Source organism: Thalassobaculum sp., from assembly GCF_965223715.1.
Lineage (GTDB): Bacteria > Pseudomonadota > Alphaproteobacteria > Thalassobaculales > Thalassobaculaceae > Thalassobaculum.
In genome coordinates this window covers 2966770-2985275 of sequence record NZ_OZ245012.1, presented here as the reverse complement: position 1 = coordinate 2985275, position 18506 = coordinate 2966770, and the positions used below count along the sequence as shown (strand labels likewise).

Below are 18506 nucleotides of genomic sequence, written 5' to 3'. Positions count from 1 at the left end.
GCGAAGGTAGAGGTCATGCAAAAGACTATCGATCGGGTGGGGGAATGGAGGCTGCCGGGGGTGGGGGCTGGAAGGTCGGCGCCCGGCATTCGGTTTGGCATGGTGCGCCTGGAACAGAACGTCGAGAGGTGACCCTTCAATGAGTTTTCGAGCCGCAGCGTTCGGTGCGCTGGCGATCGGGGGACTGGTCGCCGCCATGGAACTGGGCGGGGCGTCGGTCGACGCCCGCGCCGCGAACGAACCGACCAGTCCGGTCGTCCTGCCGCCCGCCGAGGCGCGGGACGGGACCGGCATGTCCGCGATGGTGTCCCAGGGGGCCGATGGGCTGAGCGCCGGGGCCGCGACCGTCGCTGAGACCGGCTGGCAACTGGCCGAGGGGGCCTATTACCTGGGCGGAGAGCTGGTCGAATCGACCCGGATCATCGGGATCGGCACCCTGCAGATGTTCGGACTGATGTCCACCGAAGGGGCGCAGGATCGCGAGCGGCTGGGCGAACGCGGCGTGGCGAGCGCTTGGTGGGGGACCAGCGGCGACGCGGCGGCCGGGACCGAGGTGGCGCCGCCCGCCGCGCATCCGTTCCAGGTGGATGACGCTGCCAGCCAGCCGGCGGAGCCGGTCGGCCGCCGATCGGCGAGCGGCGGACCGCCGCTGGCCGCGGCCCAGTCGGGCACCCGCAGCGAGTTCCAGCCGGTCGCGCTGAAATCCACCACCGGCGAGCCGCAGACGGCGACGGACGCCGCGCCGGCGACGGCCGCCGACCAGGGGACGGTCAGCGACACGGTCTGCGCGTGGTCCGACCAGGACGCGGGAGAGGCGGCGGCGCTGAGCGGCGAGGACGTGGCCGTGCTCAGCAAGCTCGGCCTGATGGACGAGAGCGCCCAGCGCCTGCCCGACGGCACCATCTTCCTGCCCAAGGTGACCCAGCGTCTGCTGCAGGTCCGCACCGCCTTCTCCTGCAAGGGGACGGTGTCGACGACCCGGCGGATGGTCGGTCACGTGATCGCCAACCCGACCAGCAGCGGGCTGGTCCAGGCCGAGCAGAACGGCAGGATCGAGGAGGCCGAGACCGGCTTCCCGGTGATCGGACAGCGGGTCGAGAAGGGTGAACTGCTGGGCTATCTGGTGCCGATCCTGTCGAGCCAGAGCCGGGCCGAACTGCAGGGCGAGATCGCCCTGGTGCGCGGCCAGATCGCCGAGCAGGAACTGGCCATCGCCCGGACACGGGAACTGCCGCTGCTGCCGTTCCGCGACGGCCGGATCCTGTCGCTGCGCATCGAACTCTCCAAGCTGCGGGCCCAGCGCGACGCACTGATCGCCGGCCTGGACGCGCGCCAGCCCCTGGTGGCTTCCGTGGGCGGGGTGATCGCCCGCTCGGAGGTGCGCGTCGGACAGGTGGTCGAGGAGCGCCAGCTTCTCTGGGAGATCGCCGACACCGACGATCTCTGGGTCGAGGCGGACGCCTTCGGAACCCAGACGAATTTCGCCCAGACCGGCTCGACGGCAGAGACCCAGGACGGGCAGGTCATGGATCTGGTGCTTCAGGGTCTCGGTCTGTCCACCGACGGGGCGCAGTCCTCGCCGATCCAGTTCCGGGTCGAGGGCGTGCCGGAAGGTGTTCGGATCGGCCAGCAGGTCGTGGTGAATGTCCGCGAGATGGGCGAGGCGCAGGGTGTGCTCGTGCCGCGCAGCGCCCTGGTGCGCCAGGGCAATGGCGAGATGACGGTCTGGGTCGCCAAGGGTCCGGAGCAGTACGAGCCGCGCAAGGTCAAGTGGAGCTCGGCCGGCGCCCAGGTGGCGATGATCGAGGCGGGCCTGGAGGACGGCGTCCGCGTCGTCGTCGCCGGCGCCACCCTGTTGTCGGAGATCCGCTGATGGACCGGACGAAGGAACGGAGCCCCGGGATGACGAAGGTCGTAACGATTGCCGCCCTGGCGCTGTGCCTGCTGGCGGTGCCGGCCGCGGCCCCTAAGGCCGGCCCCGGCCACAACCACGGGACCGAGGAGGCGCTGCCGACGGTCTCCCTGGACGACCTGCGTCCGCGCGCCGTCGCCGCCGGCACCTGGTTCGAATTCGTCGCCATGCCGGTCTCCGGCGCGCTGGCGATCTTCCTGGACAATGCCGATACCAACGCCCCGGTGCTGGACGCCTATGTCGAACTGCTGACGGTGGCCGACGCGCCGCTGATCGCCGAGGAGGTTGTGCCGGGCGTCTATCTCGCCTCGCCCTGGCCGCCCGCCGGGGTGGACCCGCAGACCCTGCGCGGCTCGGACGTGGTGGTGACCGTGGTCGCCGAGGCGGGCGAGGACCTGATGGTGGTCGGCCTGTCCGATGCCGTGGTGGACGCGTCGCTGGAGAGCGGCAAGACCGAGGCCGGCGATTCCCATGCCGGCCTGGCCGACGGGGTGGCCGAGCTGGCTTCCGCCGAAAGCGAGGGCGGGACCTGGCTGATCCTGATGGGCGGCCTGCTCTCGCTGGTCGGCCTGTCCGCGGGCATCCGCTATCGCGGCGTCGCCCGCTGGGTCGGCATGAGCGCGGTCGTCGTCGGCCTCGCCATGGGCATATCGACCACCGGCCTGGTTTGAGGGCCGGCCTCTCCCTCCCGCCTATCTGACTGAAGAGAGCCGGCTCCATGTTCGCTCAACTCGTCCAGCAAAGCCTCCGGAACCGGCTCTTCGTCCTGGTCATCGCGCTCGCCATGGTCGGCTACGGCCTGCTGTCGCTGAGCCGCATGCCGGTCGATGTCTATCCCGACCTGACCCGACCGATGGTCACCATCATCTCCGAGGTTCCCGGCCTGTCGGCCGAGGAGGTGGAGGCGCTGGTCACCTATCCGATCGAAGCCGGCATGGCCGGCCTGCCCGGACTGGCCCGGGTGCGCAGTGTCTCCGGCCGCAGTATCTCCATGGTCTACCTGGAATTCGGCTGGGACACCGACGTGCTGGTGGACCGCCAGTTCGTGGTCGAGCGTCTGGAGCAGATCACCGACACCCTGCCCAACGGGGTGGTGCCGTTCATGACCCCGATGTCATCGGTCATGGGCGAGATCATGCTGCTGGCCTTCACCGCCGAGGGCGAGACCTCGGCCATGGAACTGCGCGAGATGGTGGACTGGGTGGTCCGCCCCCGCCTGATGGCCGAGCCCGGGGTGGCCCAGGTGATCCCGATCGGCGGCGAGATCCGCCAGTTCCGGGTCACGCCCGACCCGGCCCGGATGATGGCGGTGAACGTCACCATCGACGAGCTCTCCGCCGCCATGCACCGCTTCGGCACCAATACCGGCGGCGGTTTTGTCGAGCAGTCCGACCGGGAGTACGTGATCCGTAACCTGGGCTCCGGCAGCAAGCTGGAGGACCTTCGGCGAGTACGCGTCGCCGAGCGCGACGGCATCTCGATCCCGCTGGAACAGATCGCCGATGTGGACTTCGTCGCCCGACCCAAGCGCGGCGATGCCGGCTATGGCGGTTCCCAGGCGGTGATCACCTCGGTGATGAAGCAGCCCGGGGTGGATACGCTCGATCTGGTGGAGCGGGTCAAGGTCGCCCTGGACGGGCTGCGGGCCGGCTTCCCGGACGATGTGCAGGTCCATTCCCCGCTCTACAACCAGGCGGATTTCATCGAGATCTCCATCGACAACGTGAAGCGTGTGCTGATCGAGGCTTCGATCGTGGTGGCGATCGTGCTGGCCGTCTTCCTGGTGAATGCCCGCACCACGATCATCTCGCTGACCGCCATTCCGATCTCGGCCCTGTCGGCGATCCTGGTGCTGCATGCCTTCGGCCTGTCGATCAACACCATGACCCTGGGCGGTCTCGCCATCGCCATCGGCGAACTGGTCGACGACGCCGTGGTGGGCGTGGAGAACGTGTTCCGGCGGTTGCGCCAGAACGCGGCCCTGCCGACGCCGCGGCCCGCGCTCCAGGTCATTGCCGACGCCTCCATCGAGGTGCGCTCCGGCATCCTGATCGCCACCATCATCATCATCGTCGTGCTGGTGCCGCTCTACGCCTTGTCGGGCATCGAGGGGCGGATGTTCACCCCCTTCGCCACCGCCTACATCATCGCCATCCTGGCGAGCCTGCTGACCGCGACCACGATCACGCCGGTGCTCTGCTACTACCTGCTGCCGAATTCCAAGCTCATGCATGCCGGCGATGGCGCGGTGTTGAGCAAGCTGAAGCAGTGGAACCGGTCGGTGGTGCGCTGGGCGCTCGCCCGCTGCTGGGCCCTGGTGGGCGCGGTCGCCGGGCTGGCGCTGCTGGTCGGGCTGTCGGCGATGGCCCTGCCGCGCATCTTCATGCCGACGGCGAACGAAGGCTCGCTCGTCGTGCTGGTGCAGGCGCCCTCGGGCACCTCGCTGGAGGCCTCCAACCGGATCGGCGGGGTGATCGAGCATCTGCTGCTGCAGGTTCCCGACGTGCTGGCGGTCGGCCGGCGCACCGGGCGCGGCGAGCTCGACGAGCATGCCGAGAACGTCAATGTGAGCGAGTTCAACGTCCGTCTCGCCGCCGGAAGCCGCCCCGGCGAGGAGGTTGCGGCCGACATCCGCCTGAAGCTCGCCCCGTTCCCGGTCCGGGTCTTCATGGACCAGCCGATCTCGCACCGGATCGACAACATGATCTCCGGCGTGCGGGCCAAGATCGCCCTGAAGGTCTTCGGCGACGACCTGGACGTGCTGCGCAATCTTGCCGAAGGCTTCGCCGCCGACATGCGCACCATCCCCGGCATCGGCGACGTCGCCGTCTCGACCCAATCGCGGCTGCCGGAGATCTCCGTCGCCATCGACCACGAACGGGCGGCGGCCTACGGCATCGCCCCGTCCCAGGTGCTGGAGACGCTGGAGCACATGGCGCTGGGCTTCAGTCCGTCGGAGGTGTTCGAGGGCGAGCGCCGCTTCGACCTGGTGATCCGGATGAAGGACGAGGACCGCGGTTCCGAGGGCTTGTCGTCGCTGCTGATCGACACCCCGCGCGGCCATGTTCCGCTGTCCACCTTCGCCGACATCATCGAGACCGACGGCCCCGACAACATCGACCGCGAGAACATGCGTCGCCGCATCGTGGTGCGCGCCAATGCCGATGCCGGCGACATGAGCCATGTGGTCGACGCCATCAACGAGCAGGTGAGTGCCGCCGAGCTGCCGATGGGCTATTTCGTGAACCTGGACGGCACCTTCCGGGCCGAGGAACACGCCTCGAAATCGATCCTGCTGCTGTCGCTCGCCTCGCTGGCGATGATCTTCGTGGTGCTCTACACCCGGTACCGTCGGGCGAGCCTGTGCCTGATCATCATGACCATCATCCCGATGGCGGCGATCGGCGGGATCGTCGGGCTGTGGGTATTCAACCTGCCCCTGTCGATCGCCGCCATGTTCGGCTTCGTGACCCTGGCCGGCATCACCGCGCGCAACAGCATCCTGAAGATCAGCCACTACATCAACCTGGTGCTGAGCGAGGGCGAGCGCTTCGGCGACGACATGATCGTGCGCGGCAGCGAGGAGCGGCTGGCGCCGGTGCTGATGACCAGCCTGTCGGCCGGGCTCGGCCTGATCCCGCTGCTCTTCGGCTCCGAGATCCCCGGCCGTGAGATCCTGCACCCGATCGCGGTCGTGATCTTCAGCGGGTTGATCAGCGCGCTGCTGCTGGACACCCTGCTCACACCGGTTCTGTTCAAACTGTTCGGCGAGAAATCGCTCGAATACCTGCAGACCCAGCGACAGGAGGGCGGTGCGCTCAAGGAAGCGTACTGAGGCTCCTGGCGACAAGACGACCTATGATTTGAGTAGAAAGGACCGACAGATGCGCATCGTACGCGACCTCCTCACCGTGGCCCTGATGGCGGGCGGCCTCACCCTCACCGCAGCGGCGACGCTGCCGGCGCCGGCCATGGCCCAGCATGCACACGGCGAGCACGAGAAGGGGCCGAATGGCGGGCAGATCATCGCCGTCGGTCCGTACGACGCCGAGATCGTGGTCGAGGAGGAGACCCTGATCGTCCGCCTGTTCGAGCATGGCGGCAAGGACCTGACCGGCGAGGCGACCGGCGGCGACCTGGTGCTGCTGATCGGCGGCAAGCCGACCAAGCTCGCCCTGGCGATGGAGAACGGCGCCCTCGTCGCCAAGCTCGACGACCACCTGCCGGATGAGGTAGATGCAGTGATCCGGATCAAGACCAAGGACGGCAAGGTCCACGCCGGCAAGGGCGAACTCGAGCACGAGCATCACTGAGCGGGGCGTGAGGTCCGAGACGCGGCGGACGCGCGCAGCGCGATGACCGGGCGGGCGGCCAGGATCGGCCAGGGGGAACGGCATCGATGACATACGATATCGGTCTGCAGCTGGCCGGCGTTCCGCTGAGCACCGCGATACCCTTCGCGGTCGCCATTGGCATCCTGCTGTCCGTCATCGGCTCCTGGCTGGTGAACTCGGTCTTCACCCCGTTCGAGCTCGAACCCAACAACTTCATCGGCGGCGCCAAGTTCGGCTTCCTCGGCGAGGTCTACGCGGTGACCTTGGGTCTGGCGATGATCGGCGCGTTCGATCATTTCACGACCGCTCAGACCAATGCCCAGCGGGAGGCCGCGACCCTGGCCTCCCTGTCCTGGGCGGCCGATACCTATAACCAGCCGGGACAGGATGCCGACCGGGCCGCCATGCGGCGCGCGGTGCAGGAATACGCCCGCGCGGTGGTGGAGAAGGAATGGCGGGTGATGAGCTACGGCCTGGCCGATCCGGACGTCTCCACCCGTCTCGCCGACATGAACAACGTCTTCATGCGGGTCGAGCCGATGACCGAGGCGCAGGCCTCGCTGCAGCAGAACACCATCGAGTGGGTCAACCAGATCAACGAGTACCGGGCGCTGCGGCTGACCACGGTGTCGCGGTCGCTGATCGCCCTGGTCTGGGCCGTCCTGGTCAGCGGCACCCTGATGGCGATCGTCTTCCCCTGGTTCTTCGGCACCGTGAACGTGGTGTCGCAGACGGTGATGTCGGCGCTGCTCACGTCCTTCCTGATGCTGCACCTGCTGATGGTGCTGCAGCTCAGCTATCCGTTCATCGGCGACGCGTCGATCAGTCCGACGGCCTTCCTGAACGTCATACGCTAGAGAATCTCGCGATCAGAGGGAGACATCTGATCGTGCTCTAGGGAGCAGGAGCTACTGCGCGGCGACCGGGACGAAGGTCCAGGAGGCGTCGAGTTCGTCGTCCTCCACCGAGATCGTCACCTCGGTCATGGTCATGCCGACCGGCGGCCGGTTCTCTTGCATGTCCGAGGCATTCAGGAGCAGGCGCACCAGCTCCATCTCCGGCCGGAACGGCGTGTCCTCGACCTCCAGCACGTCGCGCCAGAGCGCCAGACGGCCTTCCTTCTCGATCGGCCGCTCATAGGCAAAGGTGATGCCGTCGACCTGGTCGCCGTCCCGGGTGAAGCTGATCGAGGTCAGCCGGAAGCCGGCACGCTCGGCGATGGCAGCGAGACCGGCGGGATCCTTGTAGGCCATCTCGGCGACGGCCAGGGCGGCACTCTTCTCGCGGTCCGGAATCTTGATGGTCCCGATCGTGTTGTCGAACCAGGCGGAGATCGCGGTCTCGATTCCCGTCACCCACCCGGCGACGGCCTCCAGCGCGTCACCGACCACGCCGGCGCGGGCGGCCGACGGCTGGGCGACCGCCAGGGCGGCCGCGAGGACCACGACGGAAGCACCGGTCCGCAGGATTCCGCGGCGCGAAGAGGTCTTGCAAAGGAACATGCGATAATCCGTCGGCCAGGAGACGGGGGAACTAAAGCGGAAAAAAGGGCGCCGGGCAACATCATGGTATCGCTCTCAGCGAGGGTGGGTCATCATTGCGCCACCACTGCACAAGATGTTGTCCGCCATGGCCAGTATTCTCGTTGTCGCCACCAGTAAGGGTGGAACCGGAAAGACAACCATCGGGGCCGCGCTGGCGTCTTACTGGCGCGACCAGGGCAAGTCGGTGGCCATTCTCGACACCGATCCGAACGAGGCCATGGCCCGCTGGGCGCGCAAGAGCGCCTCGGGCTTCAAGGGCATCTCGGTGGAGGCCAACGCCAACGAGCACGAGATCATCGAAGCGGTCTACGCCCTGGGCGAGGAGGCCGATGTGGTGGTGGTCGATACCGCCGGCTTCGGCAACCAGGCGATGGTCTATGCCGTGGGCGTGGCCGACATGGTGCTGATCCCGGTGATGCCGGACGAGGCCAGCCTGTTCGAGGCGGCCAAGATGAAGCAGGTGATCAGCTCCGCCAGCAAGCTGACCCGGCGCGACATCCCGTTCCACTCGGTTCTGAACCGGGTCAAGCGGATGACCACGGTCGTGCGCCATACGGAGCGCAATCTGGAGCAGCTCGGCCTGAACCCGCTCAAGGCGCGGATCGGCGACCGGGTGATCTTCCAGGAGGCGTCCTACCACGGCGCCTCGCCGCTCAGCCTCGCGCCGAAGAACCGGGCGACCCTGGAGATCCGCAACCTCGCCCGCGAGATCGAGCCGGTCCTGTTCGCGGAGTGACGAAAAAGGGGACCGGCGGCGCCGATCCCCTTCTTCCGTCTTTGTGATGACGCGTGGTCGCCGGGTCAGTTCCGGGCGCTGGCCACCGTCTCGATCATGAACAGTTCCAGGTCCTGCGTCGCCAGCGTGGCCTTCTTCCGGGCCTCGACCTGCTCGACCCACGAGGTCGTCATCGCCTTCAGGTTCTCCGGCAGCGCCTCCATCTCGAGGATGACCGTGTCGAAATCGGCATCCTCGGCGGCGTCCTCGGCCCGGGCCATGACGGCGAGCGGCGAGGTTCCCTCCGGCGGGGTTGCCCCGTCCAGGCGCCAGCGCAGGCGGGTGGTGGCGGCGGTCAGGTTGGCCATGGTCTCCGACACCCGCTTCGCCAGGTCGCCCTCGGACTCCACGGTCTGGTACGACGCGATCACCGCGTGGGACAGGTCGCCGAAACCGGCCTGCAGCTCGCGGGTGGTCGGCACGCCGGCCTGGGCCAGCGGCTCCAGCGCGTAGACCGATGCCACGGCCTCGTTCTCGCCGACGATCGCCCGGAACAGGGTGAGCTCTTCCTGGAACGGGTCGCCCGAGCTGATCGCCTCGTTGAGGTCGGTCGCCGCGATCATGATCGAGGGGACCTTCACCGCCGCGATCGAGGCCTGCATGGCGTCCTGTTCGACGCCCAGCGCCTCGATGCTCGCCTCCAGGTTGGCGACGGCGGTGAGCAACTCTGTCTGCTGCACCTTCAGGGCGTTGACGTCCTCGGGTTTCACCGACGGTCCGACGGCCCGGTCCTTGAGGACGGGGATCAGGATGGCGATGACGATGGCGGCGATGCTGAGGATGGTGGGCAGGGTAATCAGACCCGATCCGCCGGACTCGCTCGACGCCGAGGCCGGCACGCGGGTGTAGCCGCCGCCCGAACCGGAGCCGCCCGATCCGGATCCACCAGAGCCGGAACCTCCGGTGCCGGATCCGCCGGTGCCACCGGAACCCGAGCCGCCGGAAGCGGCGGTGCTTGCGGTCGACGGAGCCGCGGCGGCGGTGGCCGGGGCTGCGGGAGCCGCCGGGGCGGTCGGCGCGGGCGCCGCTTCAGTCTTGGTCGATGCCGCGCTGGCGGCCGAGGCGGCGGCCTTCGCGCCGGGCGCCTTGGTGGCGGTGGAGCCGCTGCCGGCCGACTTGCTGCGCGGCTTCGAGGGCGTGCGCGTTGCGGTCGACGTGGTCTTGCGCTTGGTCGTCTTGGCAGTGCTGCCGGTGTCCTCGTCCGTCACGGTCCTGTCCCCGTTTTGCGTGAGCCATCCTTGGTCGAAAGTATACTACAGTGGTTTTGAAATGTATCGGCCGCAGCGGGCCGCACAGGCCGAAATACACTGAGCATTAGTGTCCCGCCGGACGTTTTACATAACGGTAATACTGCAGCACCATCAGGGCGAGCAGGGCGGTCCAGAAGTTGAACGTGCAGAGCGTGTAGGCCAGCAGCGCGATCACGTACATGGCCAGCGCCTGCATCACCAGTATCTCGTACATCATGGCGAAGACGCCGATCAGGAATTCCTCGCCGCGCAGCATGACGAGGGTGGCGATTGCCGAGGCGACGAGGGCGCCGCTCATGGCCACCCCATAGATCATCCACAACGCGGACAGGTCCCGATTGGACAGCTCTTGCCACAGGGTGTCGTAGCGGTAGAGGCCGGGATTGGCGATGTCGGTGAGGAACTGACGCCAGCCGACGTCCCAGGCACCGCCATTGGCGACGATCGCGTTGATGTCGAAGGACGGGCGCTGCTCGCTGGCGGCGATCACCCCGATCCCCAGCAGCAGGCCGGTCGCCATCGCCAGCTTGGAGAGCAGCGGAATGCGGTGGAAGAAGACCAGCGGCCGGACATGCCAGATCAGGTTGGCCACCACGTAGCCGACAAGCGGCAGGGCGACCAGAACGACGCCGCCGACGAGGCGGGCACCGAGGATCGAGAATAGTTCGGCTGGTTCCACCGCGGGCTCGAGGCCGGCCCTACTGGACCTTTCTCGCCCCCGGGTTGGCCTGCGGCGTCGTCGAGCGGGCATAGACAACCGTCTCGAGCTGCCGCACCGCGCTGGTCGCTTCCAGCCGCTCGACCACGGCGTTCAGCCAGTCGGCCATGGCGGCGGAGCGGATCTCGGACTGCAGGCCGGCTCCCTCGCTGATCACCAGCTCCAGGTCGTCGCGGTCCAGAGCATCGTCCATGGTGGCGAGGGCCGCCACGATGCTGCCGCCCCGGCGCGCCTCTGGCACGGTCGAGGCGCCGACCAGCATGTTGAACCAGCTGCCGACCCGCTCGGACCAGGATTCCACCTTGGCGACGAAGGTGCCCATGTTGTTGACGATCAGCCGCAGGTCGCGGCGCAGCTCGGGGATCGAGGCGATCCCGTCCTGCGCGTTCGCCTCCAGGGTGCCCAGCGCGTCCTGGATCCCGGACGCGCCGTTCAGCACCCGCTTGGCGAAGGCCAGCTCCGGCGTGTAGCCCTCGGCGCGCAGGACCGCGTCGCGCAGCTGGATGACCGCCAGGATCGGCATGTTCTCGTTCTTGAAGGTCGCCACGGTCTGAGCGATCTGGTCGTTCAGATCCAGCAGGCCGTTGAAATTGGTCACCAGGGTGCCGAGGCGCCCCTCGACCTCTTCGAGCCGGCCGGCGATCGCGGCGCTTGCGGCGGCCTGCTCATCTGTGCGGCCCTCGGCCGCGGCCATACGCTCGCCGAGCACGTTGAGATCGGCGCGGGTCGCGGCGACCTCCTCCTGAACGGCGGCAATGGCGCCGCGGATCTCGGTGGCGGACTCCTGCAGCTCAGTGCGTAGCGTGTCGTTGAAGCCGGTGAGGTCGGTTTCCAGATCGGCGATCCGCCCGGCCTGGGCGTCGGTCGCCTGGGCCACGCTGCCGACCTGCGCGTCCAGCGCGTCGAGCTTCTCGGCGAGGTCGTCGCGGAACATCAGCGCCCGGGCATCGTCGCCGGACACGCCCTGGGTGCCGCCGATCCGCTCCAGCGCCTCGTTCAGCCGCTCGATGCGCTGGTCGAGGCCGGCATAGGTGACCTCCAGACGCTGGGTGTCGTAGCCGGACAGGATGTCGATGGTGTCGTCGTTCAGATACGGCTTGCCGTACTGGGTCAGCAGCGCGTGGATCTCGGCCCGGTAGCTCGGCGCGCCGATGGCGGCGACGGCGGCGGCCAGGGCGATCAGCGCGAACAGGAAGGTCAGGAACGCGGCCGACCAGCTTCCGCGCTTCTTCGGAGCTGCGGCGGCGGTCCCGGACGCGCCGCCGGACGACCCGCCCGACGATCCCGAGGCGGAGGAACTGCTGCGCGTCGAGGACGAGGCGGAAAGGGTGGAGGTGGACTCCTCCTTGCCGGAGGAGGGGGCGCCGGAGGAGGACGCGGCCGACTTCTCACCGGCCCCGCTGCTGTCGGCCGTCCGACTGCCCGGGTACTGGTTCGCCAGCTTCGCGAGGTCTTCGGGGTCCACGTTGGGCAGCCGTGGTCGGTTCGCCATTCTCGTATCCTCGGGCTTGTATCCTCGGCGCGCGGGCTGTCCTCAGACCCGACGTGCCTAGGCGATCTGTTCCGGTATCGAGTTGAACCAGCGCCGCGACCGGATGATCCACCCGTGCCGCTTGGCGGTGATCCCTTCCTCAAGCATCAGCGACTTCACCCGCCGCTTCGCCTCCTCCTCGGAGACCCGCTGGCGGGCCTTGGCCCGGTACATCTCCACCGCCTGGCGGAAGTCGCTGCGTGACAGCGTGCGCTGCCGGTTCCGGCTCGCCTGGACGTTGAGGAATTCGCGGGTCCCCTCGTCGGCCACGCGCTGCAGCACCAGCTTCTGATCGTTCACGGTCGCCAGCATGGCGCCGTTCGCCTCGTCGAGGGACAGGTTGAAGCGCGTCATGCCGTCCTGCAGCAATCGGCGCTCGTCCTCCGTGCGGATGAACCCGCCGTTCATCCCCTCGATGCGGACCATGTCGGCAAATCGCCGCCGTGACTCTGGATCTGACACCATCGACCTACGCTGCCTGTTCAGCAATTCCTTGAAATCCGGCGCATTTTATCAACGGTAATGGCCCCCGGCGCAATCACAATAAGACTCCGCCAGCGAGTCTCCGGAAACACCGTTGCCTCAGGAAAACCCAGAGAACGGCTCAACTCCGGCAACCGTTCGTGACACGGCGCCCCGGGCCCGCAGGGGCCGGAGCGCGCGCCGGACCCCGATTACATCGGGTTCTGGAACAGCGGGCCCTGTCGGGTCATCAGCCAGTGGGCGCCGACGCCGCCGGCCACCGCACCGGCCAGCGTGGCCATGCCGCCACCGCCCAGCATGTCGACCACCAGCGCGACGCCGACCGAGCCGATCGCGATCGCGGCCAGGTCGTTGGTCGTCAGCACGACGGTCTTGGAGCCGGCGCCGATCTGCAGCGCGGTCTCGCGGGCCGCTTCAACCATGTCGTTCATGCTCGACTGCATCTTCTCGACCATGGCATTCAGGTTTTCCACCTGCTCGGGCGTGAGCACGGAACCGCCGACCGCTTCGGTGGACGGCGCGGTGGTGGCCTGCTGAGCCGACGCGGCCGAGATCGATCCGATCAGGATCCCGGCTGAAACCAATAGGAAAGCGAACGCTTTCATCTCGAGCACCCCCAGTTTGTGAAGCCAATACGTGACGTCGGGCTTTCGCGGTGCACATAATGACCGATGGGCCCCCGACCGTCATCCGGTTTATGGCTGACGGTCTTTGATCTTTCGTCACAGCTTAGCAGAAATCATGCGATTAAGTTGGATCTTATGTATCGCATAAATGCGTCGTCGATATTGCAGTATGTGCGTCTTTCCGTGCCGTGTGTCGGGATTGCAACGGCGATGGCCTTGACCCTGCTGCTGGCCCTGCCCGCCGGGGCGTCGACAGTACCGGAGGTCTCTGCGGAGCGGGCCGAACGATGGGTCCGGCGGGATGCGGTGACCCTGCGTCATGCGGCCGAGGCCCTGGTCGCCACCCGCCTGTCGGGACCCTATGACGACGTGGCCGACCGGGTGCCGGAATACAGCGATTGGGTGTATGGCTGGCTCTCCAGCCTCGCGGTCAGCGCCCGGCTGGCCGGCGTCGGCGCCCAGTCGGTCGGCGGCCAGATCTGGCGCGGCGAGCCGCTCGACACGACCGAGATCGTCCGCGATCTGGAGGACTATGTCGGCGACGCCTTCGAGGAGCAGGTCATCCGCCCCGAGGAGACCGAGCATCAGCTTTTCGAAGCCTGGCAGGAGGCGGTGGACCAGCTCGCCCGGATCGACCGGGGGCTGGCGGCGGACCGCGCGGCCCGGGGCGCGCCGCCGGCCTATGCCCAGCCCCTGCTGGTCGACTGGTATCCCGGCGCCCCCGACCGGCTGACCCGGGGGCCGAAGGCGGCGCTGCTGGGCGGGGCGGTCGATCCGGCCCATGCGGATCTCGTGCTAGGCCGGGCGGTGCGTCCGCTGTCGATCCGGCTGCTCAGCGCCACGACCCGGCTGGTGATCGTGCCGGTGGTCATTCCGATGGTCGGCGGGGCCGCCGCGATGACGGCGGTCGATACCGGCGGCTTCCTCGGCGCCTCGCTGGTGTCGGGCGTTCTCGCCGCCGGGCTCTGGGGGGCGGACTACGTGCTGAACTGGGTCGACAGCGCCTGGAACCGGCCGGTCTTCGAGGCCGAACTGCGCCAGGTGATCGACGAGCAGCGCGACCGCACGGTGCGCGAGGCCCAGGCCCGCATGGACGAGGCCCTGTGCCAGGTCACGACGGTGGCCCCGGTCTGCTGACCGTCTTGCCTGAAACGGCCGGCGTTCTTAGGATGGGGCCCTGATCGAAGGCCCAGCGGCGGGACGGATCGCATGGACGGACATTTCATACTCGGCCCCGGCGGCATTCTGGCGCGGCTGCTGTATCCGGCCTTCATCGTGTTCGCCAGCTACAACACCAGCGGCTATTCCTATTACCACTGGGTGGTCGACTATCCGGACCAGGACATCATCCTGAAGATCTGCTGTTTCGGCGTGCTCGGCTTCGCCTATTACAACATCGCCGAGACCGGGGCGGTTGCCCTGCAGCGCACCGGCCTGCTGCTGGTCACGATCGCCACGTCGGCCGGCGCCTGGTTCGCCATCGACAAGGACTGGGTGACGATCGACAGCCGCATCGACCTGATCAACGCCATGCAGTTCACCCTGGTGCTGATCATGGGGGCGGGCCTCTGCTACGCCCATATCCACTCGCGCATCGGCGGCGTGAAGATCGTCGAGGAAGGCCGCAACGTCTGACCGGCTGCGCTTACGCTGCAGACGGCTCAGATCTGGTCCGCACCCGGGTAGTTGCCGGGGACCCGTGACGAGTGGTGCATGCTGATCCGGCCCGGCGATCCGCTCTGGCGGACGGCGAAGCTGTAGCGCGCCGGGGTCACCACCTGATTGCCGCTCGCCGGGTCGCGCCAGGAGAAGGTGTACAGGCCGCTCACCAGCGTCGCCCGGTCCGAGCTCAGCCGCTGCAGTTCCTGCTGGAACTGGACGCTCAGCCCCTCGTAGGAGGCGAGGCGGGCGAAATAGGTGCGGATCTGCGGCGGGCCGATCAGCGGCTGCTGCTCGGCGGTTGCCAGCAGCAGGGCGTCGGCGGTGTAGTGCGAGATGATCCGGTCGACATTGCGCGACTGAAGCGCCGCCCCCCAGTCCCTCAGGACACCCCCCGCATCGCCGTTGGACGACTGCGCCGCGTCGGCGGTTTGGGCCGCGGGCGGGGCCATCCAGGTCCGCGTGCTCGGGACGGGGTCGGGAATGCCGTCGAACCAACTCGTGTCGGGCCAGACCCAGCCGGCGCGCGCCGGCGTCCAGCCGGAGCGGTTCACGAGCTGGCGCACCCGGCGCGACGCCTCGTTCGGGGTGATCACGTTGCCGGCCCGCGCGGTGAAGAAGTCGGTCGCCGCCCGGAAGTCGGACCGCGCGATCCGCCCTGTCTGCTTCACCCGGCCGGCGAGGAAGGCGGCCGTCTCGTCGGCCACCTCGCTCTCCAGGATCAGGTCGGACTGCCGCGTGCCGACCAGCAGCGCCGACATGGCGTCGTCCAGGGTCAGGCCGAAGCGCGTGGTGCCCATGTGCAGCAGCGCGCGCTCCTCCTCCAGCGTGATGAAGCGCCGTCCGCTTCGGAAGCTGCCGATATAATCTAGGAACTGCTGCATCACCCCGGACCCCGTGCCGCGTCGAGCCGCATTAGGGCGTGAGCCGGCGCGAAAATCCAGCAGAGCTTGGCCATTGTTTCCCCCCGCATCCCGTCAGAACGTCGCTTCAAGCCGCGCCGACACCCGCTTGAACTCGATCAGCGTCAGCACCGATTGCCAGGTCAGGACGAAGGACAGGCCCCAGATCAGCGACTGGGCGATCGCCTTGTTGATGTCCAGCACGTCGTGCTTCGGGCGGTAGCCGAACCAGAGCGCGATGGCCGAGGCGCCGACGATCGACGGGACGGTCTTGGCGAGGATCCAGTCCCAGCCGATCAGGAACGGCTCTCCCGGCGGCCAGAGGCGCTGGAAGAACTGGTCGCGCCACATGTAGGTGGATCCGTCGGGGAAGATATGGGCCCAGGTCATCATCGCCACCCAGGCGGTCAGGCTGACCGCGGCCGCCGCCAGGAACACCGCCGCCACGCCCGAGGCCGCCATCACCATGGTGTTGATATAGAGCCGGTGCGGCACGTTGAGGTTCCGCATCGCCTTGATCTGGTCGGAGTAGACCTTGTGGCCGATGCTCGCGGTGATCAGGGACGAGTTGCGCACGCTGATCAGCACCGCCGCCATCAGCGGCGCGAGCACCCGAAGCTCACTAAAGGCGAGGCCGGCCAGCGCGTCGGAATGGATGATCGGCAGTAGGTACTCGCGGAACGGCAGGTACATGAAGATGAACCAGGTCGTCACGAAGCCGACGATGGTGCAACCGAGGCCGACGAACAGCAGGGCCGAGGGCGAGAAGCACAGCTCCCAGATGTAGCGCAGGAAGAAGCGCATGCCCCAGTCCAGCCGCCAGCGGGCGGCGGCATCGGGTAGGGGGCCGCCATCGGCCAGGCCCTTCGAGGCGTCGGGCGCCTCGGTCTCCGCGCCTGCATAGGCGGTCGGCGCCTGGTCCTGCTCGATCGCCGACAGGGCCGCCTCGATGGCGTCGCTGGCGACCTCGACCTCGACCAGCGAATGGGCGTTGGAATCCAGCACCAGCGCGCGGTCGGCCACGTCGATCAGGTGGCGGAAATGGTGGGCGATGATCACCACCGGGATGCCGATCTCGTCGACCAGGGCGCGCAGCATCTCGGCAAGCTGGCGCGAGGAGGAGACGTCGAGGCCCGAGTTCGGTTCGTCCAGGAACAGCACCGGGTGGTTGCCCAGCAGGGTGCGGGCGATGGCGACGCGCTGGCGCTGACCGCCGCTGGCGGAAGCCACCGGCTGACGGCGGTCGATATCCTCGATCAGCCGGTCGATGGCGGCACTCAGGGACGGGCTGATCGCGTCGCTGTGGTCGCGGGCGATGGCCAGATTGTCGGCCACCGAGAGGTCGTCGAACAGGGCGAAGTTCTGGAACACCACGCCGCCGATCGCCACCCGGTCGGATGCGAGGTCGTAGACCCGGTCGCCGTAGCTGATCTCGCCCGACGCCTGCCAGCCTTCCTCGCGCGGATCGATGGCGCCGGACAGCATGTTGATCAGGGTCGACTTGCCGGTGCCGCTCGGCCCGGCCAGCAGGACGATCTCGCCGGCGTTGAGCGCCAGGTCGACGTCGCGCAGCAGCACGCGGCCGGCCGGTTGGGCGATGGAGAGCGACGCGACCGACAGGATCGGGGCGCGGCGCTCGGCGGCGGAGGCTGGGGTCACGATCCGGCTCTCGTCAGCGGGGTGAAACGGTTCAGCATGCCGGATGGCAGGGTCTCGCCCTCCTGCACGACGATGGCCACCACATGGGGGCGGCGCAGGAGGATGTATCGGATGATCCGCACCGCCAGCGCGTCGGGCTGCATCTGCGGGCCGCGGCCGACGACGTTGGAGAAGATCGTGGTGGTGGCCGCCGCGGCCTCGCGCTCCAGCACCTGCAGTTCGGTATGGAAGGCCGGGTCGCGGGAGATGTCCTCCAGCAGCGCTTCGGTGCGCGGGTCGTCGGACACCGCGTCGATGAAGGCGTCGGCCAGCAGCACGCCGACCTGCCAGAACCGCCGGTCGCGGCCGAGATTGAGGGCGTGGATGACGAGGGCGTCGAAGAACGCATCGTTGCGCAGCAGGTCGGCCGCCGCGTCGCCCAGCGGGGTGTAGTCGACCTTGCCCTCCACCAGCAGGTCGAGCATGCCCTGCCAGGACGGGGTCATCATCTCCAGGGCGGCGGCGCGCAGCCGCGGGATGGCGGCGATCAGCAGGCTGTTGCTGAGCTCCGGCGCGTATTCCCGGCGGTAGATCTCGATCGCCCGGTCGGTCGCGCTGTCGAGGGCGGGATCGGCGCGGACCTTGCGGTAGGCGTCGATGATGATCGTCTGCAGGCGCTCCCGGTAGGCCTCGTCGAAGGCCGGGTCGCGCACGATGCTGACGAAGCGGTCCCGCATGGAGCGGGCGACCCGTTCCATGTCTTTGGCGATCTCGGTGCGCGACTTGTCCGGCACCAGGGCCAGCAGCGAGCGGGCATTGGTCTCCAGCAGCAGCACCCGTGACTCGCCGACCGGGTCGATATCGACGTCGGGAAACACCGAGACGCGCAGCCGTTCGGGGTTGAGCATGACCACGCGGCCGATGGCGATCGACGATCCGTCCGGGCGCAGCCGGTAGGCCGGGAAGCCCACGTGGTTGTAGATGTCGCGTGCCCATTGCGGCCGCTCGAACTCCGCGGCGTTCTCGCGGGCGCCGAAGGGCGGGCCGTGGAAGGCGAGGACGCCGCTCGCGGCGAAGGCGGCCACGATCAGCAGCGAGAACAGATAGGCAGCGGCACGGGAAAGGGTCATGGGC

Annotated in this window: 17 protein-coding genes; 8 read left to right on the top strand and 9 right to left on the bottom strand. The window is 68.3% G+C overall.

Annotation, left to right across the window (positions count from 1 at the left end):
- Nucleotides 1–139: 139 nt before the first annotated feature.
- From ACOQOP_RS13710 to ACOQOP_RS13690, 5 genes are all read left to right on the top strand, one after another.
- Entirely contained in the window at nucleotides 140–1873 is a 1734-nt protein-coding gene (locus ACOQOP_RS13710; protein WP_420562363.1) for an efflux RND transporter periplasmic adaptor subunit, read from the top strand.
- Between the two features lie 29 nt (nucleotides 1874–1902).
- On the top strand, nucleotides 1903–2583 hold the full coding sequence (locus tag ACOQOP_RS13705) for a hypothetical protein (RefSeq protein ID WP_420562362.1): 681 nt from the start codon (nucleotides 1903–1905) through the stop codon (nucleotides 2581–2583).
- A 47-nt stretch (nucleotides 2584–2630) separates the two neighbouring features.
- Nucleotides 2631–5747 (top strand): efflux RND transporter permease subunit, encoded by a 3117-nt coding sequence (locus ACOQOP_RS13700; RefSeq protein WP_420562361.1) that lies wholly within the window; start codon nucleotides 2631–2633, stop codon nucleotides 5745–5747.
- 49 nt (nucleotides 5748–5796) lie between these two features.
- The gene (locus ACOQOP_RS13695) at nucleotides 5797–6225 is read left to right on the top strand and encodes a hypothetical protein (protein WP_420562360.1); all 429 of its coding nucleotides are present in this window, start codon (nucleotides 5797–5799) and stop codon (nucleotides 6223–6225) included.
- A gap of 86 nt (nucleotides 6226–6311) precedes the next feature.
- Complete coding sequence (locus tag ACOQOP_RS13690) at nucleotides 6312–7103, top strand: DUF4239 domain-containing protein (RefSeq protein WP_420562359.1); 792 nt, start codon at nucleotides 6312–6314, stop codon at nucleotides 7101–7103.
- 51 nt (nucleotides 7104–7154) lie between these two features.
- Here ACOQOP_RS13690 and ACOQOP_RS13685 read toward each other — a convergent pair whose 3' ends face one another.
- Nucleotides 7155–7748, bottom strand: a complete 594-nt coding sequence (locus ACOQOP_RS13685; RefSeq protein WP_420562358.1) for a hypothetical protein — start codon at nucleotides 7746–7748, stop codon at nucleotides 7155–7157.
- Between the two features lie 127 nt (nucleotides 7749–7875).
- On the opposite strand from ACOQOP_RS13685, the gene ACOQOP_RS13680 reads away from it, so the two are divergent.
- Nucleotides 7876–8526 (top strand): AAA family ATPase, encoded by a 651-nt coding sequence (locus ACOQOP_RS13680; protein ID WP_420562357.1) that lies wholly within the window; start codon nucleotides 7876–7878, stop codon nucleotides 8524–8526.
- A 65-nt stretch (nucleotides 8527–8591) separates the two neighbouring features.
- Here ACOQOP_RS13680 and ACOQOP_RS13675 read toward each other — a convergent pair whose 3' ends face one another.
- From ACOQOP_RS13675 to ACOQOP_RS13655, 5 genes are all read right to left on the bottom strand, one after another.
- On the bottom strand, nucleotides 8592–9773 hold the full coding sequence (locus ACOQOP_RS13675) for a COG4223 family protein (protein ID WP_420562356.1): 1182 nt from the start codon (nucleotides 9771–9773) through the stop codon (nucleotides 8592–8594).
- Nucleotides 9774–9879: 106 nt separating this feature from the next.
- Nucleotides 9880–10494 carry a hypothetical protein gene (locus ACOQOP_RS13670; RefSeq protein WP_420562355.1) on the bottom strand — a complete coding sequence of 205 codons (615 nt, stop codon included), beginning with the start codon at nucleotides 10492–10494 and terminating at the stop codon, nucleotides 9880–9882.
- Nucleotides 10495–10513: 19 nt separating this feature from the next.
- Complete coding sequence (locus tag ACOQOP_RS13665; RefSeq protein ID WP_420562354.1) at nucleotides 10514–12025, bottom strand: COG4223 family protein; 1512 nt, start codon at nucleotides 12023–12025, stop codon at nucleotides 10514–10516.
- Between the two features lie 57 nt (nucleotides 12026–12082).
- Entirely contained in the window at nucleotides 12083–12490 is a 408-nt protein-coding gene (locus ACOQOP_RS13660; protein WP_420562353.1) for a hypothetical protein, read from the bottom strand.
- A 248-nt stretch (nucleotides 12491–12738) separates the two neighbouring features.
- A complete protein-coding gene (locus ACOQOP_RS13655) occupies nucleotides 12739–13152 on the bottom strand; it encodes a hypothetical protein (protein WP_420562352.1) in 414 nt (137 codons plus the stop codon).
- A gap of 231 nt (nucleotides 13153–13383) precedes the next feature.
- Between ACOQOP_RS13655 and ACOQOP_RS13650 the strand changes: the two genes are divergently transcribed.
- Together ACOQOP_RS13650 and ACOQOP_RS13645 are read left to right on the top strand one after the other, a co-directional pair.
- Nucleotides 13384–14310 carry a hypothetical protein gene (locus tag ACOQOP_RS13650; protein WP_420562351.1) on the top strand — a complete coding sequence of 309 codons (927 nt, stop codon included), beginning with the start codon at nucleotides 13384–13386 and terminating at the stop codon, nucleotides 14308–14310.
- A gap of 72 nt (nucleotides 14311–14382) precedes the next feature.
- The gene (locus ACOQOP_RS13645; RefSeq protein WP_420562350.1) at nucleotides 14383–14808 is read left to right on the top strand and encodes a DUF6524 family protein; all 426 of its coding nucleotides are present in this window, start codon (nucleotides 14383–14385) and stop codon (nucleotides 14806–14808) included.
- A 26-nt stretch (nucleotides 14809–14834) separates the two neighbouring features.
- Here ACOQOP_RS13645 and ACOQOP_RS13640 read toward each other — a convergent pair whose 3' ends face one another.
- The 3 genes from ACOQOP_RS13640 to ACOQOP_RS13630 all read right to left on the bottom strand — a co-directional run bounded on the left by ACOQOP_RS13640 (nucleotide 14835) and on the right by ACOQOP_RS13630 (nucleotide 18502).
- Entirely contained in the window at nucleotides 14835–15716 is an 882-nt protein-coding gene (locus ACOQOP_RS13640; RefSeq protein WP_420562349.1) for a hypothetical protein, read from the bottom strand.
- Nucleotides 15717–15809: 93 nt separating this feature from the next.
- The gene (locus tag ACOQOP_RS13635; protein ID WP_420562348.1) at nucleotides 15810–17393 is read right to left on the bottom strand and encodes an ATP-binding cassette domain-containing protein; all 1584 of its coding nucleotides are present in this window, start codon (nucleotides 17391–17393) and stop codon (nucleotides 15810–15812) included.
- Nucleotides 17390–18502: a hypothetical protein gene (locus tag ACOQOP_RS13630; protein ID WP_420562347.1), complete on the bottom strand. Its 1113-nt coding sequence runs from the start codon at nucleotides 18500–18502 to the stop codon at nucleotides 17390–17392. Before ACOQOP_RS13630 ends, ACOQOP_RS13635 begins: the two co-directional genes overlap by 4 nt.
- Nucleotides 18503–18506: the final 4 nt, after the last annotated feature.

Bases quoted from the DNA above. Each gene is read 5' to 3' on its own strand.
- ACOQOP_RS13660 (WP_420562353.1), bottom strand. From the start codon at position 12,490: ATGGTCCGCATCGAGGGGATGAACGGCGGGTTCATCCGCACGGAGGAC.
- ACOQOP_RS13690 (WP_420562359.1), top strand. From the start codon at position 6,312: ATGACATACGATATCGGTCTGCAGCTGGCCGGCGTTCCGCTGAGCACC.
- ACOQOP_RS13680 (WP_420562357.1), top strand. From the start codon at position 7,876: ATGGCCAGTATTCTCGTTGTCGCCACCAGTAAGGGTGGAACCGGAAAG.
- ACOQOP_RS13710 (WP_420562363.1), top strand. From the start codon at position 140: ATGAGTTTTCGAGCCGCAGCGTTCGGTGCGCTGGCGATCGGGGGACTG.
- ACOQOP_RS13645 (WP_420562350.1), top strand. From the start codon at position 14,383: ATGGACGGACATTTCATACTCGGCCCCGGCGGCATTCTGGCGCGGCTG.
- ACOQOP_RS13695 (WP_420562360.1), top strand. From the start codon at position 5,797: ATGCGCATCGTACGCGACCTCCTCACCGTGGCCCTGATGGCGGGCGGC.
- ACOQOP_RS13705 (WP_420562362.1), top strand. From the start codon at position 1,903: ATGACGAAGGTCGTAACGATTGCCGCCCTGGCGCTGTGCCTGCTGGCG.
- ACOQOP_RS13685 (WP_420562358.1), bottom strand. From the start codon at position 7,748: ATGTTCCTTTGCAAGACCTCTTCGCGCCGCGGAATCCTGCGGACCGGT.
- ACOQOP_RS13655 (WP_420562352.1), bottom strand. From the start codon at position 13,152: ATGAAAGCGTTCGCTTTCCTATTGGTTTCAGCCGGGATCCTGATCGGA.
- ACOQOP_RS13665 (WP_420562354.1), bottom strand. From the start codon at position 12,025: ATGGCGAACCGACCACGGCTGCCCAACGTGGACCCCGAAGACCTCGCG.
- ACOQOP_RS13700 (WP_420562361.1), top strand. From the start codon at position 2,631: ATGTTCGCTCAACTCGTCCAGCAAAGCCTCCGGAACCGGCTCTTCGTC.
- ACOQOP_RS13630 (WP_420562347.1), bottom strand. From the start codon at position 18,502: ATGACCCTTTCCCGTGCCGCTGCCTATCTGTTCTCGCTGCTGATCGTG.
- ACOQOP_RS13640 (WP_420562349.1), bottom strand. From the start codon at position 15,716: ATGCAGCAGTTCCTAGATTATATCGGCAGCTTCCGAAGCGGACGGCGC.
- ACOQOP_RS13650 (WP_420562351.1), top strand. From the start codon at position 13,384: ATGGCCTTGACCCTGCTGCTGGCCCTGCCCGCCGGGGCGTCGACAGTA.